The sequence below is a fragment of the Paraburkholderia sp. RL18-085-BIA-A genome (genome assembly GCF_046027075.1).
Lineage (GTDB): Bacteria > Pseudomonadota > Gammaproteobacteria > Burkholderiales > Burkholderiaceae > Paraburkholderia.
This window is the reverse complement of record NZ_JARESU010000074.1, coordinates 21,500-43,157: the sequence shown is the minus strand read 5'-3', so window position 1 is coordinate 43,157 and position 21,658 is coordinate 21,500. Positions and strand designations below refer to the sequence as shown.

Here is a 21,658-nt window from a genome sequence, read left to right as displayed (position 1 = left end):
CCCGTAAAAATTCGTATAGCGGTACGTCATTTCAGGACGCCCATCAATCCGGATACCGACAGCTTCGACGGAATGCTCACCAAAAATGCACATGGTCCGGCTGAACATTGAGTTCTACAACTTCGCAGCCCAGCCTCTGTGCCGACCGGACCTTGCAGCACACGGAACCGATACTTCGGCACCCACACAATGTGGTATTGAAAATGCCATATGACATGCGATGCTCTCTTGAACCTGCTCATGCATGTTTTCCTTTTTATGCGTTGTGGGGACAACACACAGAAAGGTACCTGCATGGGCAGGTGCTCTAACAGGCATAGCCACTTAGGCGATGACCACGCCCACGGGCGTGGACTTTGATTTGTCGTTAAATAACTTTGTCGGCTGCTGCAGTGACAGTCCAACCCGGCCATGTGGCGAAGCGTTCTTTGAGTGCGGCACGGTGACATGCCGCGCTCATCTGATGTCTGGGCAACTCGAAGTGCTGCCGGATCGGGCCGAAACATGAGAGAAACGCCTGCGTGGGACGCGCATCCCGAAAGCCGCACATCTGGCGTTCGCGCCTGCGGGTCGGCTGGTGACTGTTCTCCGCACGGTTGCTCACGCGTGCAGCCGCTTTGACAAAAACGTGCTTCGCATGAGCGAGCTCGGGAATGTCAGCCTTCGCCGTCGGATAGCTGCGCAGCTGGTCGGTAACGATCTTGCGCGGCACTGGGTTGAACCAAGCAGCCGCCGAAAGAAGCGCTTTCCCGCGGCCTTGTCGCGCCGCTTTTGCACCAGCACGTCGAGTTCGGCACCATGCTCGTCGACCGCTCGCCACAACAGATACGGCTCGCCGCGCGGCGTCACGAACATCTCATCCAAATGCCCTGTGCTGCCCGGCATGCGCCGCGCCGCTTTGGCGCACCGGCGCAAATCCAGCGCCGAACTTGTCGCACCAGCAACGGATCGTTTCGTACGTGATCACGACACAACGCTCGAGCAACAACTCCTCGACGTCGCGCAGGCTCAGGCTGAACCGGAAATACCAGCGAACCGCGCAGCTGAGCACGACGGCAGGGAAGCGGTGGCCGTGATAAAGCGATTTTGTCTTCTTCATCACTTCATTCTACCGTCGCCTCCCCATCAACCCGACAGAGCCCGTACCATTCCTGGCTGTCCAGATAACGCTTCTGCACCCTCGCTGCTCGCTCCGCCCGTTCTTCGCCTTCGGGCCGTCTGCCCACTCCAATGATGACCTGTACCGGAACTCCCCGGAACGTTCCATATGTGTATTACCACATTGACGTAATAGCCGTCCTTCGCCCCGCCAACTATGCTTGAACAGACTCGCGATGGAAAAGAACCGTTCACTCAATTGTTCAATGAATCAAGTCGATTGGCCGACGTCCCCTCGAATGGAGAACACGCATGATCACGCTTAAGCATGCCGTAAAAATCGCCGCACCCCGTGATGTCGTCTTTCGTGCGTTCACGGAAATTGCAGAACTCGCCAACTGGCATCTAGGTACGATCGACGGTGAGGTCGAGGCAGGCAAGACGTTCCACCTGGAGCGTCGTCCTGATTTGCGCTTCGGTTGGCGAACGGACCGGATTGACGCGGGCAACAAGATCGTTCAGACCTGCGTTGACGGCCCAGGCTTTTCGCGCGGCAAAACGCTCACCATCGATTTCTCGGACGAACCCGACGCGCGGACGTTGATACAACTGAACGACTCGGGATGGCATGAACAAGACAAACATCTTCCGCTTTGCAATACGCATTGGGGCGAAGCCTTGGGTCGTTTGCGTGATTACCTGGAAAGTAAAAGGTTCTAGCCGACTGGCAATCAAGGCGACGTTCCCCTGAACGCATTGTTCGATTAGGACCACGGGAAGTTGCCGACACAGGTTCGGCAAATCACGATTTTTACTCGAGGCATGGCACTGGGAGAGTTCAGGATGAATATTTCACCTCGACGTGTGATCGTCGGAATCAGCGGCGCAACAGGAATCATTTATGGAGTGCGGGCACTGGAAGTGCTTCGCAAGCTCGACATAGAAACCCATCTTGTCGTCTCCCGTGCGGCCGAGATGACGCGAGCGTACGAAACCGAGCTTACCCGCGAACAGTTGCATTCACTGGCCTACCGCGTTTATGGCATCAACGACATTGGCGCATCGATTTCGAGCGGATCTTTTCGAACGATGGGCATGCTTGTCGCGCCTTGCTCGGTCAAAACGCTCGCAGAAATAGCGAACGGAATGACGACAACGTTGCTGAGCCGGGCGGCGGACGTTGTTCTGAAGGAGCGCAGGCGTCTTGTGCTAATGGTTCGGGAGGCCCCGCTTCATGCGGGGCATATCAGGAACATGCTGACTGCGACTGAATTAGGCGCAACGATTCATCCGCCGGTTACCGCTTTCTACACAAAGCCCGAATCCATAGACGATATTGTGAACCATACAGTCGGTCGTGCGCTTGATGCTCTGGGTCTGGAGATGCCGGGCTTGCCTCGATGGAAGGAGCCGATGACTTAAGCAGCCTGCGTCTACCCGACGTAAAGATCAAGCGTCAGTCTGCGCAATATCGGAATAGCCAATTTTCTATTATTGAGGTAAAGAAATCATGGTATGCAAAGATCTTCGCAGCTTTCTCGAGCTACTTGAAAGCGAGAATCAGTTACTGAGAATTAGCGAGCCTGTGTTGCCAGAGCCCGATATCGGTGCCGCCGCGTCTGCCGTGAACAGGGGGTTTGGGGATACTGCGCCAGCCCTTTTGTTCGAGAACATCAAGGGGTTCGAGTCGGCGAAGCTGGCTCTCAATGTGCACGGGTCATGGTGCAATATGGCGCTAATGATGGGGCTGCCGAAGGATACGCCGCTGAAAGCGCTATTCCAAGAGTTTTGCCGGAGGTACCAGAATTTCTCAAAAGGTACGATTGAAGAAAAGAAAACTGCCCCGTGGCAAGAAGTGACGATTACGGAGAACATCAATCTGTTCGAATTGATGCCGCATTTCCGGCTGAATCCGGGCGACGGGGGACTTTATATCAACAAGGCATCGGTCGTCTCGCGTCACCCCGACCATCCGGACAGCTTCGACCAACAGAACGTCGGAATGTATCGCCTGCAAGTCAAGGGCCCCGCGCAACTTAGCGGTCAATTCGTCCCGGAACACGACATCGCCTTGCATTTTCAGGCCGCCGAACGTGAAAACAAGCCGTTGCCGATTGCGATTGCGGTTGGAAACGATCCGATGCTCAGTATCGTGGCATCCATGCCGCTGCTCTACGATCAGGACGAGTACCAGATGGCCAGCGCATTGAACGAGGAACCTTATCCCGTGGTGACTCTGGAAAATGGCCTGCAGGTTCCGTGGGGGGCTGAGTTCATCCTTGAAGGGCATGTGCTCCCCGGTGTGCGGGAGCCGGATGGGCCCTATGGAGAATTTACCGGTCACTTGTCCGGCCTTCGAAACATGGTTTCGATTGAAATCACTAAAGTGTCTCATCGCAAGAATCCGGTGTACGAGTACACCGCGATCGGTATGCCCTGGACCGAAATCGATTACATGTTCCTGAACACGTGTCCGCCGCTGTATGTGCAGCTAAAGGATAAATTCCCCGAGATTGAGGCCGTCAACGCTCTTTACACCCATGGGCTGGTGGTGATCGTCTCGACCAGGATACGGGTCGGCGGTTTCGGCAAGGCTGTCGGTATGTCCGTATTGACCACTCCGCACGGCCTTGGCTACGCAAAGGTTGTGATTGTCGTGGACGATTTCGTCGATCCGTTCAATCTTCCCCAGGTCATGTGGGCAATATCCACAAAGGTCAATCCGAAATACGACGTCGTCGTTATACCGGAGTTGTCGGTGCTTCCACTGGATCCCGGATCCGAGCCGCCTGGCATGACGCATAAGATGATCATCGATGCGAGTACGCCCGCTCGTCCTGAGAAGCATGGTGAATATTCGATGCAGGTCATGGATCCTCCGGAGGCAAAAGACTGGTTGCCGAAACTGCAGGCGCTCATGCAGCAGCACTGAACCCGATCAATTTATTTAAAGGAAATGCTATGGACACCAGTACGGCTCCTATCTGCCCTCGCTGTGAATCCAGCTCGACGTTGGTTCGATTCGAATCTCCGGTCGCGGGCGTATGGACACTGTTCGGCTGTAACGCATGTCTGTTCACATGGCGTTCGACGGAACCGGCGACAATAACCGACCCTAAACTTTATCCCGCGCGGTTCAAGGTGAAGCTTGAGCATCTGAAAGACATTCCTGTCATGCCGGCTATCGTAAGTCCCGGCAGCTAAGGCAGCGGAAGGGCGGGTTTTCAGGCACCCCCCGCGGCCATTGGCTCGCACACTTCACCAGGGCGGCAAGCGTATTCTCCCGATCCCCACGCGATTGCGCATGCACTGCCTTTTTATTGAACTGCCCTCGCCGCATAACCGTCGGCATCACGGGCGCAACCGGAATAGTGTCAGGAATCGTGAAGATCACATCTATTGAGGCCATTCCTTATACTCTGCCAACCGTTCGTCCTCACAAACTTGCGATGGCGACCATCACCGATCACACGCTCGTTCTGGTGCGTATCCGTGATGATGAGGGACGGGAGGGTCTCGGCGAGGCAGCGATCATCCCGCACTATGGTGCGGAAACACAGCACGGCATCTGCCAGGTGATCAGGGAGAACCTTGCTCCAAATCTCGTTGGACAGGATCCGATGGCGCTCGGGGCACTGCTGAAGCGTATGGACCAGTTAATCAAACGCAATTCCTACGCAAAGGGTGCCATCGAGATGGCGTGCGTGGATTTGGCGGCGAAGGCGGCCGGTCTTCCCGCCGACGCCTTATTCGGTGGCCGCGCGCGTGATCGAATCCCGGTGCTCTGGGTGCTCGGGACGGGTGACGCTCGCAAGGACACTGAGGAGGCGGAGCAGAAGCTGGCTCAAGGCCGGCATAACCTCTTCCTCGTCAAGATCGGCCACGGTGATCCTCTGGAAGACGTAGCCCGTGCGGTCGCAGTTAAGCGGGCGCTCGGCGACAAGGCGAGCATAAGGGTCGATGTCAACCAAGCATGGGACGAAACAACAGCCGCACGTGCGATCGCCGGACTCGAGGCTGGCGGTATCGACGCGGTTGAGCAGCCGTTGCCCGCTGCGAATATTGAAGGCATGCGGCGACTCACGGAGCGTTTCACCGTAACCATCATGGCCGACGAACCCATCGAGACGATTGAAGACGCGTTCGCTTTCGCGCGCATCGGCGCCGCCGACGCTTTCTCGCTCAAGGTCAGCAAGCATGGTGGTCTGACCAACACGCGGAAGGTGGCAGCGATCGCAGAAGCCGCCGGCCTTTCGCTTTTCGGCGGCACCATGTTGGAAAGCGGGATCGGGACGGCGGCCTCAGCCCAGCTCTTCTCCACGCTCCCGACCCTACGCTGGGGTTGTCAGCTGTTTGGACCGCTGTTGTTCAAGGACGATATCGCCGCGAACAGCCCTGAGTATCGCGACTTCGATCTCGTCGTCCCGAATGGGCCCGGGTTCGGCGTCGTGCTCGACGAGGACAAGCTCGCTTTTTATCGGCGGGACGCTGCGCGTCGGGAACGCAGATTCTGACTCCCGGTAACCAAATCCGTATTATGAAACAGGTTAACGTCATGCCCTATCTCATCGTCACATACGACAAACGATCACGCCGTGCCGTTCCTCTTCGTCACGCGATTTTCCGTGGAGCCAACTATGTATAGCCCACGACAAAAACAGATCCTGGCAGAAGTCACGCAAGGGCTGGGACTGCCCGAACTGGCGACGGACGCGGTTCAAGTCGAGCAGTCTCCAGGTTACATCGATTCCGTCGTCGAAACGGCGGATGTTGCAGTCACCCTGATGGGGGCTATTGGCAGCGCGGTGGCGTTGATCGGCGAGCGTCGCGGCCTTGGCCCGCAGCAGGTGCGGGTGGACCGCCGCCATGCCGCGCTGCTGTTCAACGAGGTCGCGTACTTCTTCCAAAGCGGCTGGCAGGTCGACCTCAGCGCCGTGTTCACGCCGGTGAACGGTTTCTTTCATACCCGCGATGACCGGGAGATTGTCTTCAACGGCGCCTACCAACACTTGCGCGACGGCATCCTCCGCTACCTGGATTGCCCAAGTGACCATAACGCCATCGCCAAACGCGTGGCGCAGCACGATGCCCAAGCACTAGAGGAGGAACTCTCCGGGCTCGGCCTCTGCGCCGCCGTCAAGCGCAGCACCAAGGAATGGCTTGCGCACCCCCAAGGCCAAGCGCTGGCGGGCGTGCCGCCGATCGAACTCGACAGGCTCGCCGACGGTGCGCCTGTCCCGTTTGAGCCCGCGGCGTTTCGGCCATTGGAAGGGCTTCGCGTCCTCGATTTTACGCATGTCATCGCCGGACCGACGATCAGCAGGCTGCTGGCTGAACATGGCGCCGACGTCATTCACTGCCGCTATCCGTATCAGGACCACATTCTCGGTTTCGACATCGACACGTCTTTTGGCAAGAAGAACACGTATATGGACCTGCGCTCTGACGTCGACCGGACGCGCACGCTTGAGCTGGTGCGTGAATGCGACGTGTTCGTGGCGGGGTATCGCTGGGGCTCCTTCGCCCGGCGCGGCTTCGGTCCTGAAGAGCTGCGGAAGATCAATCCGCGTCTGATCTATGTCGAAGCCAATGCCTATGGCTTCCAGGGTCCCTGGGCCGAGCGCAGAGGCTGGGAGCAGCTCGCACAAGCCACGACCGGGCTCGCGGAATTGCACAGCGCCGGGCGGGAGGCATCGGCCCTGGTCCCGGCCTATTTCAACGACTACGGTTCCGGCTGCCTTGGCGCGCTTGGTGTCCTGGCGGCGCTGCTGCGACGCGCCGAGGAAGGCGGCAGTTGGCTGGTGCGCGTGGCGTTGGCGAAGACCGCCATGCTTGGAACGCGGTTTGCCGACAACCGCGAACCGGCCGTACCGATCGTCGATAGTGAACTGGATCACTATCTGGTCGATCAGGACTCGCCGCTCGGCTTGCTGACGCGGGTCGGACCTGCGGTCGGATTGAATATCTCGCCAGCTTATGTTGACCATGCCGGCAGCTTCCCGGGCTCCTCGACGCTCGACATCGGTTGGGCCCCTCATTTGCTGGTGCCCCACCCTGTGCCGCATCGGCCGACCTCGATCTTCCGTCTCGGCCTCGCCCGGCGGCGCGGCTCGCAGACACTTTGAACCGCTTGGCCGGCGACATCTTGATAGCGAAGTTCTCACGCCTCGACTTCACGGCTTGCACGACGCAACTCTGAGTCTAGCTATCGGCGGGACGCTGAGCATCGGGACCGCAGATCCTGACTCCTGGTAACCGCATCCGGCTTTCAACAAAGGAAAACGTCATGCCCTATCTCATCGTCACATACGACAAACCAGATCATGGCCGTCTGCGACAGCAAACGCGACCGGAACATCTGACGTTTCTGGAATCGAACAAGGCCAGGCTACTCGCTTGCGGCGCCAAACTCGACGACCTCGGCGCGTCTGCAAGTGGCGGCATATATATTCTCGATTCTGAAGATCGTCATGAAGCGGAGAGCTTTATCGCCGATGACCCATTCACCAAGGCGGGCCTGTTCGAGCGCGTCGAGATCTCGCGTTGGCGTAAGGCCTATTTCAATTTCGTCAACTGTCTTCCCCGCCGCAAAGACGGCACCGTAATATAACTCGAGAGCTAGGTTGAGTGTCTGATATGGAAACAAATATGTTCGACCACAATGACGCGGCTACTATTCCCGCAAGCGGCCTGATCTACGCCTTGCAAACCAAGCCACCGTCGCTCCTCGAGCTCGCCCCAGATGGCACTCATGTGAAAACCCTGATCGCCAATCTTGGGGGGAGACCTGATAGCGTACAGGTCGATGCAACGCGCGGCCTGATCTACTTTTCGATGATGGGCAAGCCCCGTCTACTTGACTCAAGAGAAGATTTTTCGGCGGCTGACGGGTCCATCGCGTGCTGCAATCTTGACGGATCTAACCGCCGGCTGCTAGTGGGGAATGGCGATATTGTCACAGCAAAGCAGGTGGTGCTCGATGCCGAGGGCGGTTTGCTCTACTGGTGTGATCGTGAAGGCATGCGGGTGATGCGTTCTCGAACGGATGGTGAAGAAGTCACGACGCTGGTCCGGACCGGTCTGATACCGGAAGATCAGAAAGATGAAACCTTGCATTGTGTCGGTGTCGCGATCGATCGTGAAAGCGGCTACATCTACTGGACGCAGAAGGGGCCTAGTGACGGCGGCAGAGGTCGCATCTTCCGTGCCGATCTGGAGCTACCTGCTGGGGCTTCCCCGGATGATCGAAGCGACATTGAGCTTCTTATGGACAATCTGCCTGAGCCGATCGATCTCGATATCGATCATGGTGCGCAGATACTCTATTGGACGGATCGCGGAAATCTGACTGATGGAAACACGCTGAACCGGGCGTGCATCCGGGATTCGGGGCTCAGCGAGCCCCGCGTTGTCGCACGCGGACTGCAAGAGGGAATTGGCCTCTCTCTCGATCTAAAGGCGCGGCGCGCCTTCGTCAGCGATCTCGGCGGGACCGTTCGTGTCATCGATCTGGATGAAGGTGGACATGACGAGATCCTATTTCATCGAGGTCGTCTGACCGGAATTACGTTTGTGAGACCTGAATCCGCTTAACCTGCCATACCTTGACCTAACGTGGCGGCGCGGTCCACAAATTATGGACTCCGTATAAACTCGTGAAACTGACTCTTCGAATTGATTTCGAATCCTTCAATTGCCAACTTCTAGATAGCGCGACCGACCACGGCTTCGTGACCCGAATATCTGCAGGGCCGAGTGAGGCTTAGAACGAGGACGCTTGCCGCGTTGTCGGCTAGATCGGAACTTTCATAGTGGAGGTGGACCCCAAATGTTCCTGAACATCAACGACCTGACTGTGCATCTTCAACTTGATGGCCCCATCGATGCACCACCTCTTCTGTTGGTGCACTCGTTGGGCACATCAAATGCCGTTTGGGACGCGCAGGTGGCAGCTCTGCGGCGGTCCTTCTATGTCATTCGCTTCGACCTACGCGGCCATGGCCTGACTACCACCACGCCCGGTCCCTACGATATCGCCATGCTCGCGCGTGACGCGCTTGCCGTGCTGGACTCGCTTGGCATTGCGAGCGCCCATGTGGCTGGCATTTCCATCGGCGGCCTCATCGCCCAGAGCCTCACCGTCCAGGCACCAGCGCGTGTCCGTTCGCTTATCCTCGTCGACACCGCGCTAGTTTTCCAGCCGCTTGAAAACTATCGAGATCGCGCGGCCCGCGCGCGCGCCGATGGCATCGCCCCGCTTGCCGACGGCGTCATCGCTCGCTGGGTTACTCCAGCTTTTCTCGAGGCGCCGGAAACGACAGGGCTGCGCACGATGCTGCTACGCACCCCGCCCGAAGGTTACGCGGCCTGTGCCGAAGCGATCGGCGCCGCTGACTTCACCGAAACAAGCCGCTCAATTCGCGCCCGCACCCTGGTGATCGTCGGTGCCGAGGACGAGGCAACGCCGCCCTCCAGCGCCGAGGCCTTGCGCGACGCTATCCCGGGCGCCGACCTGGTTGTGCTGCCGAACGCTGCACACATACCAACCGTGGAGCAGCCGGTGGCGGTGCTGGCGGCGATGACCCGCTTCCTCGCTGCGACGCTGCCCCGCCTGTGAGACCCTTCACTGATTGACTAGGAGAATACGATGCTGTTCCAAGTGACGATGACGGTGCACATTCCCGCCGATGCCAACCCGACCGAGATCACTAAGCTCAAGGCGACCGAGAAAGCCCGTTGTCACGAACTCATGAGTGACGGGCGATGGCGTCACATCTGGCGTGTGGTCGGGCAATACAAGAATGTCAGCATCTTCGACGTTGCTGACCACGATACGCTCCACGACATCCTGACGGGGCTGCCGCTGTACCCCTTCATGGAAATCGAGGTGGTACCGTTGTGCCGCCATCCGTCGTCGATCCGGGAGAACGACTCTTGAAGCCCCCCCGCTTCCAGGCTGTGTAGCTCCTCCAGGCTGCGTCAGGCCGATCCGGCACGGTTGTAGGCCTGTGGCGAATATCCAGGAGGAGCCGCCCCATGCCTGACCATAACCATGGCAGAACCGGCGACGGCAGGCGTCCCTCAGAGCCGCGCGAGGGTCTCGGCCGGGTACCGAGGTGCGATGGCCCTGTCGCATGAATGCAATGCAAAGGGCTGGTCATCGCACCTCGGGGATCACTTTGCCGAGGCCAACGCATTCATCTCCGCGTGTTTGAGCTTGCCGCCCTGGATGATCGCGACCATCGGTATGCCGATCCTCAGACCACCACGCTCGTCGACACCGTTCACATTCTGCGGATTGTTGTCGCGCGGCAGGGCCTTGACACCCTTGTCATACGCCGCGCGAATCGCCGTCGCGTCGGTGGTCGTGCCCACGGCCTTCATCGCGAGCGCGGTCGCATAGACCGCGGTGTAATTCAGCGAGACTTCCTGGCTCGGATCGCGTCCGTTATGGGTCTTGCGAAAACGCGCGACAAAGGACTTCGCACCCGGCGACTCGACGTCGACGAGCGGCAGGACACCAATCGCCCCGTCGAGCGCGGCATAGCCGTTGGCACACACGCCCCGGATAATCGCAATCGGCAACGGCTTGTTTTGATGTTCAACGGCCTGAAAATGCAACGCGATGTCGTGTTCCGGGAGGAATTGCCCGCTAAGTCGCGCGAGAAGTTCGTCGGCGGCGTTCGTGACGAACTCGCAGAGGACGGCGAACCTTACGATGAGGTCCACGGATCGGGCTATACACCAGCCGATCGTGCGCTCTTAGGCAACCGAACCATTCAAGCGATACTATCCAGCAGGTCCAGCAACGTATCCCCGTCGACAGGCTTTCTGAAGAAACCTCGCGCTCCTCTCTGCAGAGAGTAGTCTTCCGTATGCTCGCCGGGTTTGCCCGTGAGAATGATGACGGGCGTCGTTGCACCAGAATGAACCGTTCTTTCGAACACTAGATTGCCGTCAATGGCACGCATTCCCAGGTCGGTGATAACGCATACCAGACCCGAGTAGCCGTCGGAAAAAAATCTGATGCAGACTCGTAGGTTCTCGTTTCATACCCGCCAGAGGCAAGCAGGTTCGCAATAGACGCCTGAACGCGTCGATCATCGTCAATTACGGCAACGGCCTGAACCGTAGGCGTGGTCAATATTTTCACCGGGTCATCGAGTCAAACAAGGAATTAGCGTTAGCGTGAGGCACCGAAGATGGTCGTCGACGGTGTTTTGAGCTGAAGCTTGCTCGCCAGCTTCACAAGTGTGGCAAATGAATCCGCTTGCATTTTTCTCATGATGTGGCCGCGATATAGGTGCACGGTGTATTCGGTGATGCCACGGACTGCCGCCGCCTGCTTGTTGAGCAGCCCGCTTGCGAGTAACGGCAAAAGCTCCTGCTCACGAGGCGTCAGCGTCTGATAGAGTGTGAATCCTGTCGATGTTTCATCGGGAGGAATGCGAACGGTTTCCCCGCGCGGCATTGAGCACGAGTTTAACAATGCAGCAGGAGTACTACGACCGGCGAAAAGATTTATTAAGAGGGCGCGATCAATTTTGAAGTGCAACACCTTGCTCGTGTAAGGTGTGCGAATGCAAAAAAGAACTTACCAACAACTGCAGCCCGAAGAACGCGTGACGATTGCAAGCATGAAGCAGCTGGGATCGAGTGTTCGGGCCATGGCCCGAACACTCGGGCGCTCGGCATCGACCGTGAGCCGCGAGCTGGCCAGAAACACCTGTTCTGCCGTGGGCTATGCGTCTGCACCGGCGCACGCGCTTAGCACGAGCCGACGCGAGGCCGCGCGCCCGTGTCCCAAGCTGCACCCTCAAAGCGTATCGTGGCGTGTAGTACTCACCCTCCTTCTGGAATGGCAGATCTCGGGTACCCTACCTTGACGGTCAGATTGTTGGCAACCGACTTGGCCTGAGACACCGTTTGAGCGGCGTCCTGGGCAAGCTGGATCTGAGACGCATCCGGTACGGTTCCGTCCAGCGTCACCTTCCCGCTTCGAGCGACGATCACGATAGCAGTTGAATCAAGACCTTTCGTGTGCGAAAGCGCTTTACGCACCGCCTGTTCGGTCTGGCGGTTCCGCGCTCTCAACGCTTTCTTCGTCGATACGGCGGGGGCCCCGGCAGACGCCGCGGGCGCGTCGGTTTGCGCGTACGCGGCTGAAATCAGCAGCACCGACAGAATTGCGGCGCTAATGAGCTTGCGTTGCATATTTCACTCCTGCGTTGTAGGGACAAAAACATTCATGGAAATAGACGGGTCCTTGAGATTCCCTGTATTAAAGGACGGCGCACAATCGCACACCGAACTGCGACCGCGCAATCGTTTCGCTTAACATCTTTCGATTTCGTTATTTGTTGCCGAAGCATTCGGAATCGTTCAGATTCTCGCGGCGTGCACGAGATTTGTTGGTCTGCTTCCAGGCCATTCATGCCCGGCATTCTCAAATCCAGAATCAGACATGAAACGACATTCCGATGCGGTGTGTCCAAAAACTCGCCACCGGAGCTGAATGCCTCGACATTCCTTCCGTTTGCACGCAGCAGCCCAGAGAGTGCTTCTCGCACCCGGCTGTCGTCGTCCATCACATAGACCAGTTCGTTTGCGGATTCCATAGAAGCCCCTCTGTTGTCAGGTGAGAACTTCCCTAACGTCAGTCTAGGCGTAAGCACGTGATGAACCGTTTTTCGGCCCCCGACGTAGCGCTGCTCGTGCATGGACCGCCGAAGGCAATCCACTACGCGAGCCAGCTCGAGGCGATCGAAGACCCGTTGCATCTCGGCAAGACGCTGACGCTAGGCTGTGCGATCTTTGCGGAGGTCGTGTGTCCGGCACCATACCAATCGAGGTTAACCTACTCACCTACGACGGCCCGGAGGCCGGTTTCTGGCCCGTCGGTGTCTACGAGTTCGTGAACGACGGTGGAACGGCACGCCTACAGATCAACACGCAGAACTACGTCCACAGCAAGACCTGCGACACTAAGAACTCGATACAAAACACCGTATGGGTGCAGCCCGAAGGCAGTGGGGCCCTAACTATGAAAGCATGCGAGTCCAATACGTCTACAAAAGCTCACGATTACAGGATAAGATGAGAAGTGGGATCTCGGAGAGTACGACGCACCATTCGTCTCACAAGTAGCCCTTGGTCCATGGCAGAAGAGAGTCCGAAACTGCGTCCGGTTGTTCCGGAAACAAAGCGTGTGCCGCGTCCGATACTACGCGGGTAGTGACTCGATCTCCTAATTGCTCATGGAGATCTTTCCATGACTCTTTGGGTTTGAACGGGTCATATTCAGCGATGATTTCAAGAATTGGCACGGAACCGCACGCCCAATAGGTGTTCTGGCTAGTAGCTTGTGCAGCTATGTGCTGCATCCTTAGAGTCTCTGGATACCACCCACTAAGCCAGATGTGAGGGTCATGATCGGGTGCAAAGAAGGCTCTACGGAGCGCTTTAAGGCGCGTCGCTTCCGGAGCGCTCGTATCTCCCGCGATAAACGGTGTCGCCGCTACGTCGGGCGCCACCCTTGAGGCCTGTGCTGCTGCAAGGACTGCGGCCTTTACAAGTTCCGGGTGGTCAGTCGCCAGCACGCGGGTCACGAGGTTTCCGTACGCGTGTCCGAGCACTACCGCTGGACCGCGCCCTAACGAACGGAGAACAAGTGCGACATCATCCGCTAGGTCATGCAGAGTCACTCCAGCCATCGCCCCAGATGATTTTCCGATACCGCGAGGTTGTGGTCGAACGACCATCCATCCAGCCGTTACAAGTCGTTTGCTAATATCGTCAAAATCCTTGCCTGCGTCTCGACCATAGGAAGGAAGAATAACAAATGGAGAACCATCTCCGTCGATTTGGGCTTCTATCTCAACGCTGCCGGACTGGAATATTCGACTCACTCGGACGCTTTCAGAAACATTCTGCTTTCCGATTCCATCCTCTTCGATGGTTGCACTGATCTGATGCGGCTGAATCTCTTCCCGAGCATCGGCCCGTTGCTCCCGCACCGTAATCGCCGCCGCTGCTAACGCCGGGATGACGCGGAGAACTCTTCGTCTTCTAGCCCAAATCACACGGTCTTTCGTCAATTTCAACACAGCATTTTCCTTTCGCGCTAGTGCGCTTAGACGGACTCGTCCAGGAACGAGTGATGGGAGCTATCCTAGACTCGCTCATAACGTTAGTTAAATATTGCTAAGCATCGCGTAGTAGGTTGACGTCCGAGTCGACCTTAGCCTTCAGCTACCGCGCGGCATGGGCAGCACACGCGATCGCCCTGAATCGTGATCACCGTTCTGTTTTCAGGCACGACTGCCGCCCTGCTGCGGGCGATCGGCGGCCGCGTCGACGGACGTCCCTTCTTTCTGGGCCTGGCGCTGTTCGTGTTGGGCGTGGCAGGCCTTGGTTTCAGCATTTTCCCGGACATCGTGCCATTCCGTCTCACGCTTTGGGCTGCGGCATCGTCGACCCTCAGCCACGTCTTCCTGCTGATCGGCGCGCTAATCGTCACGCCGGTTGTGCTCGCTTATTCCACATATCACCCGGAAATCCATAGAGGGTTGTCCAGCCGGCGAGCACCTTGCGTTTGAGCTCCTCTGGATAAAGCGTTGCGAAATCGGCGCGAACAGGCACCTGGTCAGCTGCCCAATCGTCACGAGGAAGCCCGTTGAGCACGGCCTTTGTGGTGAACATGGCCGCTTTTTCGTTGCCCCGCATAAAGGCATTCAAAGGATTGGCGGACAAGGTGGGGAACATGATCTCACCGTCGCCAGGATGAACGCGTGTCGCCATAGCCCATAGCACCTCGGCCGGATTACTCGGATCCACGTCGTCCAGTACGACGAAAATGCGCGGCACCACTTGCCCGCCTCGGAGTGAAAACACGAAATCGCCCAATGCACGCGCAAAATCGGCGGCGTTCGGGTGGGCGGTACGCCGCTTCCAGTCCCGCGACACAGTTACGACAAGTAGGTGGCATGCTGCCTCGAACGGGACAAAGCAGGCGGTCACCGGCCAGCCAGTCTTGCGCAACTCGGCCAGCACGGTTGCCGCGATGCCGATGCCCCAGCAGGTGTGATTCTCCTCCGGCGGGTGTCCGGCCGCGACAATTGGCAGAATGGGATCGTCCCGGTATGTCATCGCCGAAACGCGATACAACGGCCGAAATTGACGCGAGCTTGGTACGATGTAGCCTGGGTACTCGGCCATCGGACCTTCCGCATCCATCTCGTCGAGGGTGAGATGACCCTCGATAACGATCTCAGAGGATGCCGGAACGTCTAGGTCGACGGTTTCGCAGCGAACAACCTCGATCGGCTCACCCACATAACCACCGATCACTGGCCCCTCAGAGATGCCGTCACGCAGCGGCATCCCAGCGAAGAACGGCACCACTGGATCCTGCCCGAGTGAGAGCGCGAAGGGCATGGGCTTGCCAATCGCCTTCCACATGGCGTGCACGCGGCCGACATGTTTCTGCGGCGAGACGATGCCAACCATCGTGTTGCGGTCTCGTAACATGATCCGAGCGATCGACCAGTTGGTCCAAGCGCCGTCCGGCGAACGTGCGACAATCGTTCCCCAAGTGTTGATGTAGCGTCCGCCATCGCCGTCATGGATGAGCGGCGTCGGCAGACGCATCAGGTCCACCGCGTCGCCTGTGAATACATTTCGCTTGCAGGGTGCGTCCTCGACGACGCGAGGCGGGATAGGCGGATTGTCTTCAGCGCGGGACAGCGCTTCCACGATCTCAAGCGCTGTTGCTCCCGGCGGCAGCCCGACCGAAACGGCGATGCGAGCGAAGCGTTGGCCCGGACGAGCGCTAAGACCTGCGGGAGCGCCTAACACGCGAAACCCGGGTTCGGTACCCTTGACGCGGCCGAACAGAGGAGCGGGGGCGCCGGTCTCGTAGCAGCGGCGGGTCACCGCGCCAATTTCAAGATTCCAGTCGACCTCGTGTGCGATCTCTTGGAGTTCGCCGAGATCACGCAGGGCGTCGAGGTATTGTCGCAGGCTGGAGAGATGACGGGAGGAACGGAATCCCTGCAAAGGCGGGACGGCTACGTTCGTAGCAACAGGATTCTGTTCGATAGGGCACGTAGGTAATTTCTTAGCGGTCATTTTGAACCTCTCTGTTTGGCAGCGCTGGCAACCATGTCGATTATTTTTTCCATCCACTGTTGAGTTCCAGCCAGGCTGGATCGGCCTCTGTTTTGGACTCTATGCTCCACCCGATCGTCGCTTGAAAGCAGCTTCAGCAATATCCGGTGAACAATCGTGCCGCCGGCTCCTGTGTACGCTAGCGTGATGTTGTGTTTGTCCGGCATACAGTTTCTCCTAGAGACTGCTATGTTGGTAGCTGCCGATATCAGTAAGGAGTGGTTGGTGCCAATCACGCGTTCAAAAGCGAGGATATCCTCGACTTTATGGAGTAAAAGATATGTGACTTAGCACCCTTGGTCCATTACATATTTATGTCAAGCATGATGTTGAGCTGAAGCGGAGATTTGCGGCTCCAGAAAGCGACGGCACCCTCGACCTTATTAGCATAAAATGCGAGGATGCCGTTGACCTGCTCCCCGTGAATAGTATGGCGTTGATGTAGAGTCCGTTCCAAGGAAGGGGAACGGAAGTGAAGAAGCGATTCAGCGAAGAGCAAATCATTGGGGTGTTGAAAGAAGGCGAGGCAGGCCTCAAGCCGGCCGAGTTGTGTCGCAAGTACGGCATCTCGGAAGCGACGTACTACAACTGGAAAGCGAAGTTTGGCGGCATGACCGTGTCGGACGCGCAGCGCCTGAAGGAACTGGAGCAGGAAAACAACAGGCTGAAGCGTCTGCTGGCCGATTCGATGCTGGACAATGCCGCCCTGAAGGACCTGCTTGCCCGAAAGTAGCAAGCCCGCAGGCGAAGCGCGAGGCGGTCCAGATATTGATGACCGAACGCGCGAGGGGCGTGACCCGCGCCTGCGGGCTGGTTGGGATATTGTGTTTGTTGTTCCGCTACGAATCCCGGCGGACCGACGACGTTGAATTGACGCACAGGATGGTGGCCATTGCGGCGCAAAAGCGGCGCTATGGCTATCGACGCATTCACGTGCTGTTGCGTCGGGAGGGCTGGCTGGCGAACCATAAACGCATCTGGCGGCTGTACAGTCAGGCGAGTCTGAGCGTGCGCAGACGAAAGCGCAAGCGCATTGCTGCCGTCGAGCGGATGCCACGGCCGCTGCCAACGGCGCTGAACCAGAGCTGGTCGATGGACTTCGTCTCGGATGGACTCGCGCACGGCCGGCGATTTCGATGTCTGAATGTGGTCGACGATTACACGAGGGAGTGCCTGGCCATCGAGGTTGATACGTCGCTACCCGTTTTGCGCGTGAAGCAGGTACTGGAACGTCTTCGGGAGATGCGCGGACTGCCTTCGTCCATCACCGTAGACAACGGGCCGGAATTCGCGGGCAAGGTGCTGGACGCGTGGGCGTACGACGCCGGTGTCACGCTATCGTTCATCCGGCCTGGCAAGCCAGTAGAGAATGCGTACATCGAAAGCTTCAATGGACGCTTCCGTGACGAATGCCTGAATGAACATTGGTTCGTCTCGCTGCGTCACGCCCGACGCTTGGTTGAAGAGTGGCGTCTCGAGTACAACACCGAACGGCCTCACAGCTCGCTCGGTTATCTGACGCCCGGGCAGTTCGCCCAGGCGCATGAGGTACAACGGTTTTTAACTGCGGAGTCTAAAAGTGCTTCGGACTAAACCCGGGGGCAGGTCACCGTCGACTGTGTCAAATTCTGCCCGAGTGGAGCCGCAGCAGGAGCGTGCAACACGGCGGCTTGCGAATTTTCTGGATGTTGCAGCGGTGCTCTTCGCAGAGATTGGCTATGAGGCCACAACGATGACTGCTATCGCCGAGCGTAGCGGTTCCGGGATTGGCACGCTTTATCACTATTTCCCCGACAAGCAATCCATGGCCTTCGCTCTTGTGAACCAATACGCACAGAAGGTCGAGGCTTATTGGAAGCCTTTGATTGAACAGGCGGAGACACTGTCCCACGCCGCATTTGCGGAGACGTTCCTGGAACGCGTCATCCAATTCCTAAGGGAACGTCCCGCCTATCTGCAGTTACTGGCCGCGCCGATCAGTTTTTCTCGGGATCCGGCTGCGCGCAGGGCTTTACGCGTTGCTATCGCGAACGCCTTTAGAGCGAAGGACCCATCGCTCTCCAGCGAAAAGGCCATATTGGCCGCAAACATCGCTCTCCAGATGGTCAAAGGTATGAGAACGCTCTACGCGGAAGCAGGTCCGAGGGAGAAGCCTCTGATCGTCGCAGAATATAAGAAGGCACTGACGCTGTACCTGGGAAGCGTTTTGTCCGATGACGAGCGGTCTTCAAAAGAGAGGCAACGGTAAGGCAGGCCGTTTCTCGACACCGCACTGTGAGCGTTGAGATGCTTGCGGTTGGGGGGAAACTCGGAAGTTGGCACATGGACGTAAAGTCGCCCTTACGGACAAGTGACCCTTGGCTCAACTGTTGACTTCAGGCCAAATCACTCGTTGAGTCGAATCACTTGTTTGGGCAGAGATCCATACGGCAGAGGTCGCGGGCACAATAACGATTACCAGTCGTGCCTCAAAGCGCCAAAAGGAGCCATCCATTGCGCTTATTTTCTATAAGTTACGGCTTTCCTGTGCCCTGTCACGGCAGAGGTCGCGGGTTCGAGCCCCGTCGTCCCGCCATACATTCCAAAAGACTTACGGGACGGTCCTGCTAGGCGGATTGATGCTGCGATATCCCGTGGCCGCGCAGGAAGTCGCGCGCAGCACTAGCGCTGCTGGAGTCACGCCTACTTCGCGAACGGGCACACGCCTACCTCGTTTCCGCGTTCGGCGTTCGCGGCGGCTCGGGAATCAGGCGCGAGCCGCGCTGGCCGGTGAAATACGACCAGAGCCACTGACATTGCACGCGCAGGCGGTTCTGAAGCTGCGGCAGGGAGAGTATGTGAACGAACGCCCACACAAGCCACGTGAGGAAGCCACTCGTGCGCAGCCAGCCCCGCTCCAGCACCGCGTAGTTCTTGCCAACGACGGCCATGTTGCCCTGGTTGAAATAGCGGAACGGACGCTTGACCTTCCGCCCCTTCAAGTCGTCGGCGATCAGCCGTCCGACGTATCGCCCTTCCTGAATCGCCGCTTGCGCCACACCTGGCACCGGATGTTCGTTTTGCGTCACTGACGCCGTATCGCCGACGACGAACACTGCGGGCACATCCACGACATTCAGAAAGGAATCTACGAGAGCCCGTCCCGCGCGGTCAGTCTTGCCGCCAAGCATTTTGACAACCGGCGACGCCGCGACACCCGCAGTCCACAGCACCGTGGCGCTCGGGATCCTCGTTCCGCCGGCGATAACGCCGTGCTCGTCGATGGTCTCGACCTTGACTCCCGTCATGACCTTCACGCCGAGCTTCGTGAGCCGCTGTGTAACTCCACGGGACAGCGTCTCGGCAAAAGTCGGCAGGACGCGGCTGGCCGCGTCGAGCAGAATGATGACGCTCTTCGACGGATCAATGCGGCGGAAGTTTCCGCTCAGGGTGACCCTCACCATTTGCGCCAAGGACGCCGCGAGTTCCACGCCGGTGGGACCCGCGCCGACCAGCACGAAGGTCATATGGCGCGCGCGTTCGTCCTCGTCATCGGTCGTTTCAGCCAGTTCGAACGCACCCAGGATTTTGGCCCGGATCATCTCGGCATCGCTGAGGCTTTTGAGCCCCGGCGCATATTGCGCGAACTCATCGTGTCCGAAGTAGCTCGGGTGCATGCCAGTTGCAACCACCAGATAATCGAACGCGATCTTGCGCACGCTCATGCCTGGGGAGGACGCCTCGATTGTGCGGGAAGCAACGTCGACACCGGTGATCTCCGCCAGGATTACGCTGAGGTTTTGCTGCTTCATCTCGATCCGACGGATTGGTGCGGCGATGTCGGCGGCAGAGAGGAGCGACGTCGCCACCTGATACAGCAGCGGCTGAAATATGTGGTGATTGCGGCGGTCGACCAGGACGACTTCGGCATCGGCCTGCCGCAGCGCATGCGCCGCCGCGAGTCCGGCAAAACCGCCGCCGACGATCACGACACGCTTGCGCTCTGACGGCGGCGCGTCCACCACTGCTATTGCTTCCTCAGACCGATTGTCCGTCGGCATCGCGCTCATGGATTACCTCGCTCGTGCTCGTTGTCATTCATCGCTTCAGTAACTCCCTTTCGGGAAGGGTTCTCGGAACGCGCCCGCCATTCGGGTTTGCTCGATCCGCGTCGCCAAACCCGGCAGGCAGTCGGCATCTGCTTGGTTGTTGCAACTGCTGGAACGCAAGCCGCGCAAACTCGCGGCGGTGGCTCTGGCCAACAAGATGGCCCGGATATCTGGGCCATGATGGCGCGTGGCGAGGCATATCGGCGGCAGCCGGTTACTGCTGCCTAACGCGCGCCAGTGCCGACGGTTCAAGGACATAGCAAGAGATAGTGATCGGTCGAACCGACGAACGACAAAATCCGGGTTGGCCCGTGGTATATAGGCTTGATGTTGGACATGTTGGTTCTCGTTCGATCGGATGTCAGATTTCTGCGTAGGCGATGCCGGTGAGATTGCCCTGATGGTCCAGCAGGACCTTTACGTTCGCACCGTCGAGATCGGCGCTGTAGACCGAGCCGGCAAGATCCGTCACAAACATACGCCGGCCCTTGAGATCCAACGCTAAACCAATCCCCTCCATGAGGTGGGAGAAGAGGATGTCGGGCTGCCTGCCCGGGCTCGGATCCATCGGAGCACAATTCACGGTGTTACCACGAGGTGGATCTCCCCGGTCCGTCCAATACATCAATCGATTGGTCAGATCGAGATCCAGATCGATGGGCTCGGGCAGATCGCTATAAAGCAACTCGATATCGTTGCGGTTCGCGGGTGTCTGACCCGCTGGGATCTCCAGATTTGCGCGTAGGATGCTGCCCTCGCCGGCGTTATCACCGCCTTTCTGGCTCCAGTAGATCTTTCCACCTTGAGCATCGACCGCGATGCCCACGCACCACTTCCTTGGGTCCGGCCCCGGACGCGGGTCCCCGTGACTCGTATCCACCAGCGTTTCAATCCGCGAGCCATCCAGGTTAGCTCGCATCACGCGCATGCCTTCCCGGTCCGACCAGTACAGCTTCCTGTTCTGTGTATCGAGCTGCAGCTGCTTGGGCGTAAATGTGCCGCCCGGAGGCACGATCGTCATGATGTTCCGGCCATCGAGGTCTGAGCGCAGAATCGAACCGTCATTCGCCTTGCGATCGTTCATGTTGGTCCAGTACAGGTGACCTGCGGCGGCGTCCACCGTCAGTCCGTCCGGGAACTTACGGCCTTCGCTCACTATCGTTTGCAAATCGGACCCGTCGGGATTTGCCGAAAGAACCCGGCCGCCACCCGCATCCAGAAAATAGATGCATCCCGAGGTCGTTTTCTTGTGCGCCGGCCGCGCGCCGGCAGAGGAAGTGTTCAGGGTCATGTTGAGGGTCTCC

Annotated in this window: 24 protein-coding genes and 5 pseudogenes; 17 read left to right on the top strand and 12 right to left on the bottom strand. The window is 58.3% G+C overall.

The window, feature by feature from the left end; translation table 11 throughout:
• Positions 1-29: 29 nt before the first annotated feature.
• Together tnpA and P0D89_RS34055 are read right to left on the bottom strand one after the other, a co-directional pair.
• Positions 30-242 (bottom strand): annotated as a pseudogene (gene tnpA / locus P0D89_RS34060) (IS200/IS605 family transposase); the annotation flags it as partial.
• Positions 243-367: 125 nt separating this feature from the next.
• Positions 368-1,099, bottom strand: a pseudogene (locus P0D89_RS34055) (IS6 family transposase).
• Positions 1,100-1,410: 311 nt separating this feature from the next.
• Here P0D89_RS34055 and P0D89_RS34050 point away from each other — a divergent pair.
• From P0D89_RS34050 to catC, 10 genes are all read left to right on the top strand, one after another.
• Entirely contained in the window at positions 1,411-1,818 is a 408-nt protein-coding gene (locus P0D89_RS34050) for an SRPBCC family protein (protein ID WP_408363913.1), read from the top strand.
• 123 nt (positions 1,819-1,941) lie between these two features.
• Positions 1,942-2,520: a UbiX family flavin prenyltransferase gene (locus tag P0D89_RS34045; protein ID WP_408363915.1), complete on the top strand. Its 579-nt coding sequence runs from the start codon at positions 1,942-1,944 to the stop codon at positions 2,518-2,520.
• Positions 2,521-2,608: 88 nt separating this feature from the next.
• Positions 2,609-4,030 (top strand): non-oxidative hydroxyarylic acid decarboxylases subunit C, encoded by a 1,422-nt coding sequence (locus P0D89_RS34040; protein ID WP_408363917.1) that lies wholly within the window; start codon positions 2,609-2,611, stop codon positions 4,028-4,030.
• Between the two features lie 29 nt (positions 4,031-4,059).
• Positions 4,060-4,302 (top strand): non-oxidative hydroxyarylic acid decarboxylases subunit D, encoded by a 243-nt coding sequence (locus P0D89_RS34035; protein WP_408363919.1) that lies wholly within the window; start codon positions 4,060-4,062, stop codon positions 4,300-4,302.
• Positions 4,303-4,478: 176 nt separating this feature from the next.
• Positions 4,479-5,612 carry a muconate/chloromuconate family cycloisomerase gene (locus tag P0D89_RS34030; protein ID WP_408363927.1) on the top strand — a complete coding sequence of 378 codons (1,134 nt, stop codon included), beginning with the start codon at positions 4,479-4,481 and terminating at the stop codon, positions 5,610-5,612.
• Positions 5,613-5,735: 123 nt separating this feature from the next.
• Complete coding sequence (locus tag P0D89_RS34025; RefSeq protein ID WP_408363921.1) at positions 5,736-7,223, top strand: CoA transferase; 1,488 nt, start codon at positions 5,736-5,738, stop codon at positions 7,221-7,223.
• Between the two features lie 161 nt (positions 7,224-7,384).
• Complete coding sequence (locus P0D89_RS34020) at positions 7,385-7,708, top strand: YciI family protein (RefSeq protein ID WP_408363923.1); 324 nt, start codon at positions 7,385-7,387, stop codon at positions 7,706-7,708.
• Positions 7,709-7,746: 38 nt separating this feature from the next.
• Complete coding sequence (locus P0D89_RS34015; protein WP_408377813.1) at positions 7,747-8,691, top strand: SMP-30/gluconolactonase/LRE family protein; 945 nt, start codon at positions 7,747-7,749, stop codon at positions 8,689-8,691.
• Between the two features lie 235 nt (positions 8,692-8,926).
• On the top strand, positions 8,927-9,715 hold the full coding sequence (gene pcaD / locus P0D89_RS34010; protein WP_408365865.1) for a 3-oxoadipate enol-lactonase: 789 nt from the start codon (positions 8,927-8,929) through the stop codon (positions 9,713-9,715).
• A 30-nt stretch (positions 9,716-9,745) separates the two neighbouring features.
• Positions 9,746-10,036 (top strand): muconolactone Delta-isomerase, encoded by a 291-nt coding sequence (catC, locus tag P0D89_RS34005; RefSeq protein WP_408365863.1) that lies wholly within the window; start codon positions 9,746-9,748, stop codon positions 10,034-10,036.
• A gap of 236 nt (positions 10,037-10,272) precedes the next feature.
• Here the strand turns inward: catC and P0D89_RS34000 are convergent, their stop codons facing one another.
• The 3 genes from P0D89_RS34000 to P0D89_RS33990 all read right to left on the bottom strand — a co-directional run bounded on the left by P0D89_RS34000 (position 10,273) and on the right by P0D89_RS33990 (position 11,653).
• Complete coding sequence (locus tag P0D89_RS34000) at positions 10,273-10,827, bottom strand: type 1 periplasmic-binding domain-containing protein (RefSeq protein WP_408365861.1); 555 nt, start codon at positions 10,825-10,827, stop codon at positions 10,273-10,275.
• A gap of 50 nt (positions 10,828-10,877) precedes the next feature.
• Positions 10,878-11,069 (bottom strand): response regulator, encoded by a 192-nt coding sequence (locus tag P0D89_RS33995; protein WP_408365859.1) that lies wholly within the window; start codon positions 11,067-11,069, stop codon positions 10,878-10,880.
• Positions 11,070-11,281: 212 nt separating this feature from the next.
• A complete protein-coding gene (locus P0D89_RS33990) occupies positions 11,282-11,653 on the bottom strand; it encodes a LuxR C-terminal-related transcriptional regulator (protein WP_408365857.1) in 372 nt (123 codons plus the stop codon).
• A gap of 25 nt (positions 11,654-11,678) precedes the next feature.
• Between P0D89_RS33990 and P0D89_RS33985 the strand changes: the two are divergent.
• Positions 11,679-11,978: pseudogene (locus P0D89_RS33985) on the top strand (transposase); the annotation flags it as partial.
• Here the strand turns inward: P0D89_RS33985 and P0D89_RS33980 are convergent.
• The gene (locus P0D89_RS33980) at positions 11,941-12,312 is read right to left on the bottom strand and encodes a BON domain-containing protein (RefSeq protein WP_408365853.1); all 372 of its coding nucleotides are present in this window, start codon (positions 12,310-12,312) and stop codon (positions 11,941-11,943) included. The pseudogene P0D89_RS33985 and the gene P0D89_RS33980 sit on opposite strands and share 38 nt — an antisense overlap.
• Positions 12,313-12,344: 32 nt before the next feature.
• A complete protein-coding gene (locus P0D89_RS33975) occupies positions 12,345-12,686 on the bottom strand; it encodes a response regulator (RefSeq protein WP_408365871.1) in 342 nt (113 codons plus the stop codon).
• A 90-nt stretch (positions 12,687-12,776) separates the two neighbouring features.
• Between P0D89_RS33975 and P0D89_RS33970 the strand changes: the two are divergent.
• Positions 12,777-12,932 (top strand): annotated as a pseudogene (locus P0D89_RS33970) (LysR family transcriptional regulator); the annotation flags it as partial.
• Positions 12,926-13,198, top strand: a complete 273-nt coding sequence (locus P0D89_RS33965; RefSeq protein ID WP_408365851.1) for a 4Fe-4S dicluster domain-containing protein — start codon at positions 12,926-12,928, stop codon at positions 13,196-13,198. The pseudogene P0D89_RS33970 and the gene P0D89_RS33965, both read left to right, overlap by 7 nt.
• A 37-nt stretch (positions 13,199-13,235) precedes the next feature.
• Here the strand turns inward: P0D89_RS33965 and P0D89_RS33960 are convergent, their stop codons facing one another.
• A complete protein-coding gene (locus tag P0D89_RS33960) occupies positions 13,236-14,204 on the bottom strand; it encodes an alpha/beta fold hydrolase (RefSeq protein ID WP_408377809.1) in 969 nt (322 codons plus the stop codon).
• Positions 14,205-14,390: 186 nt separating this feature from the next.
• On the opposite strand from P0D89_RS33960, the gene P0D89_RS33955 reads away from it, so the two are divergent.
• Positions 14,391-14,696: a cytochrome d ubiquinol oxidase subunit II gene (locus tag P0D89_RS33955; RefSeq protein WP_408365847.1), complete on the top strand. Its 306-nt coding sequence runs from the start codon at positions 14,391-14,393 to the stop codon at positions 14,694-14,696.
• Here P0D89_RS33955 and P0D89_RS33950 read toward each other — a convergent pair.
• Both P0D89_RS33950 and P0D89_RS33945 read right to left on the bottom strand, forming a co-directional pair.
• Positions 14,614-16,227 carry a UbiD family decarboxylase gene (locus P0D89_RS33950; RefSeq protein ID WP_408365845.1) on the bottom strand — a complete coding sequence of 538 codons (1,614 nt, stop codon included), beginning with the start codon at positions 16,225-16,227 and terminating at the stop codon, positions 14,614-14,616. The genes P0D89_RS33955 and P0D89_RS33950 overlap by 83 nt on opposite strands.
• Positions 16,224-16,433: a hypothetical protein gene (locus P0D89_RS33945; RefSeq protein WP_408365843.1), complete on the bottom strand. Its 210-nt coding sequence runs from the start codon at positions 16,431-16,433 to the stop codon at positions 16,224-16,226. The genes P0D89_RS33950 and P0D89_RS33945 overlap by 4 nt, the downstream gene beginning before the upstream one ends.
• Positions 16,434-16,738: 305 nt before the next feature.
• Between P0D89_RS33945 and P0D89_RS33940 the strand changes: the two genes are divergently transcribed.
• A protein-coding gene (locus P0D89_RS33940; RefSeq protein WP_408365841.1) for an IS3 family transposase occupies positions 16,739-17,859 on the top strand; the annotation gives its coding sequence in 2 pieces (ribosomal slippage) (positions 16,739-16,979 and positions 16,979-17,859; 1,122 coding nt in all).
• A gap of 43 nt (positions 17,860-17,902) precedes the next feature.
• Entirely contained in the window at positions 17,903-18,514 is a 612-nt protein-coding gene (locus P0D89_RS33935; RefSeq protein ID WP_408377807.1) for a TetR/AcrR family transcriptional regulator, read from the top strand.
• A 457-nt stretch (positions 18,515-18,971) separates the two neighbouring features.
• Here the strand turns inward: P0D89_RS33935 and P0D89_RS33930 are convergent, their stop codons facing one another.
• A complete protein-coding gene (locus P0D89_RS33930) occupies positions 18,972-20,315 on the bottom strand; it encodes an NAD(P)/FAD-dependent oxidoreductase (RefSeq protein ID WP_408365837.1) in 1,344 nt (447 codons plus the stop codon).
• Between the two features lie 124 nt (positions 20,316-20,439).
• On the opposite strand from P0D89_RS33930, the pseudogene P0D89_RS33925 reads away from it, so the two are divergent.
• Positions 20,440-20,582 (top strand): annotated as a pseudogene (locus P0D89_RS33925) (IS110 family transposase); the annotation flags it as partial.
• Positions 20,583-20,715: 133 nt separating this feature from the next.
• On the opposite strand, the gene P0D89_RS33920 reads toward P0D89_RS33925, so the two are convergent.
• Entirely contained in the window at positions 20,716-21,645 is a 930-nt protein-coding gene (locus tag P0D89_RS33920; RefSeq protein WP_408365835.1) for an NHL repeat-containing protein, read from the bottom strand.
• Positions 21,646-21,658: the final 13 nt, after the last annotated feature.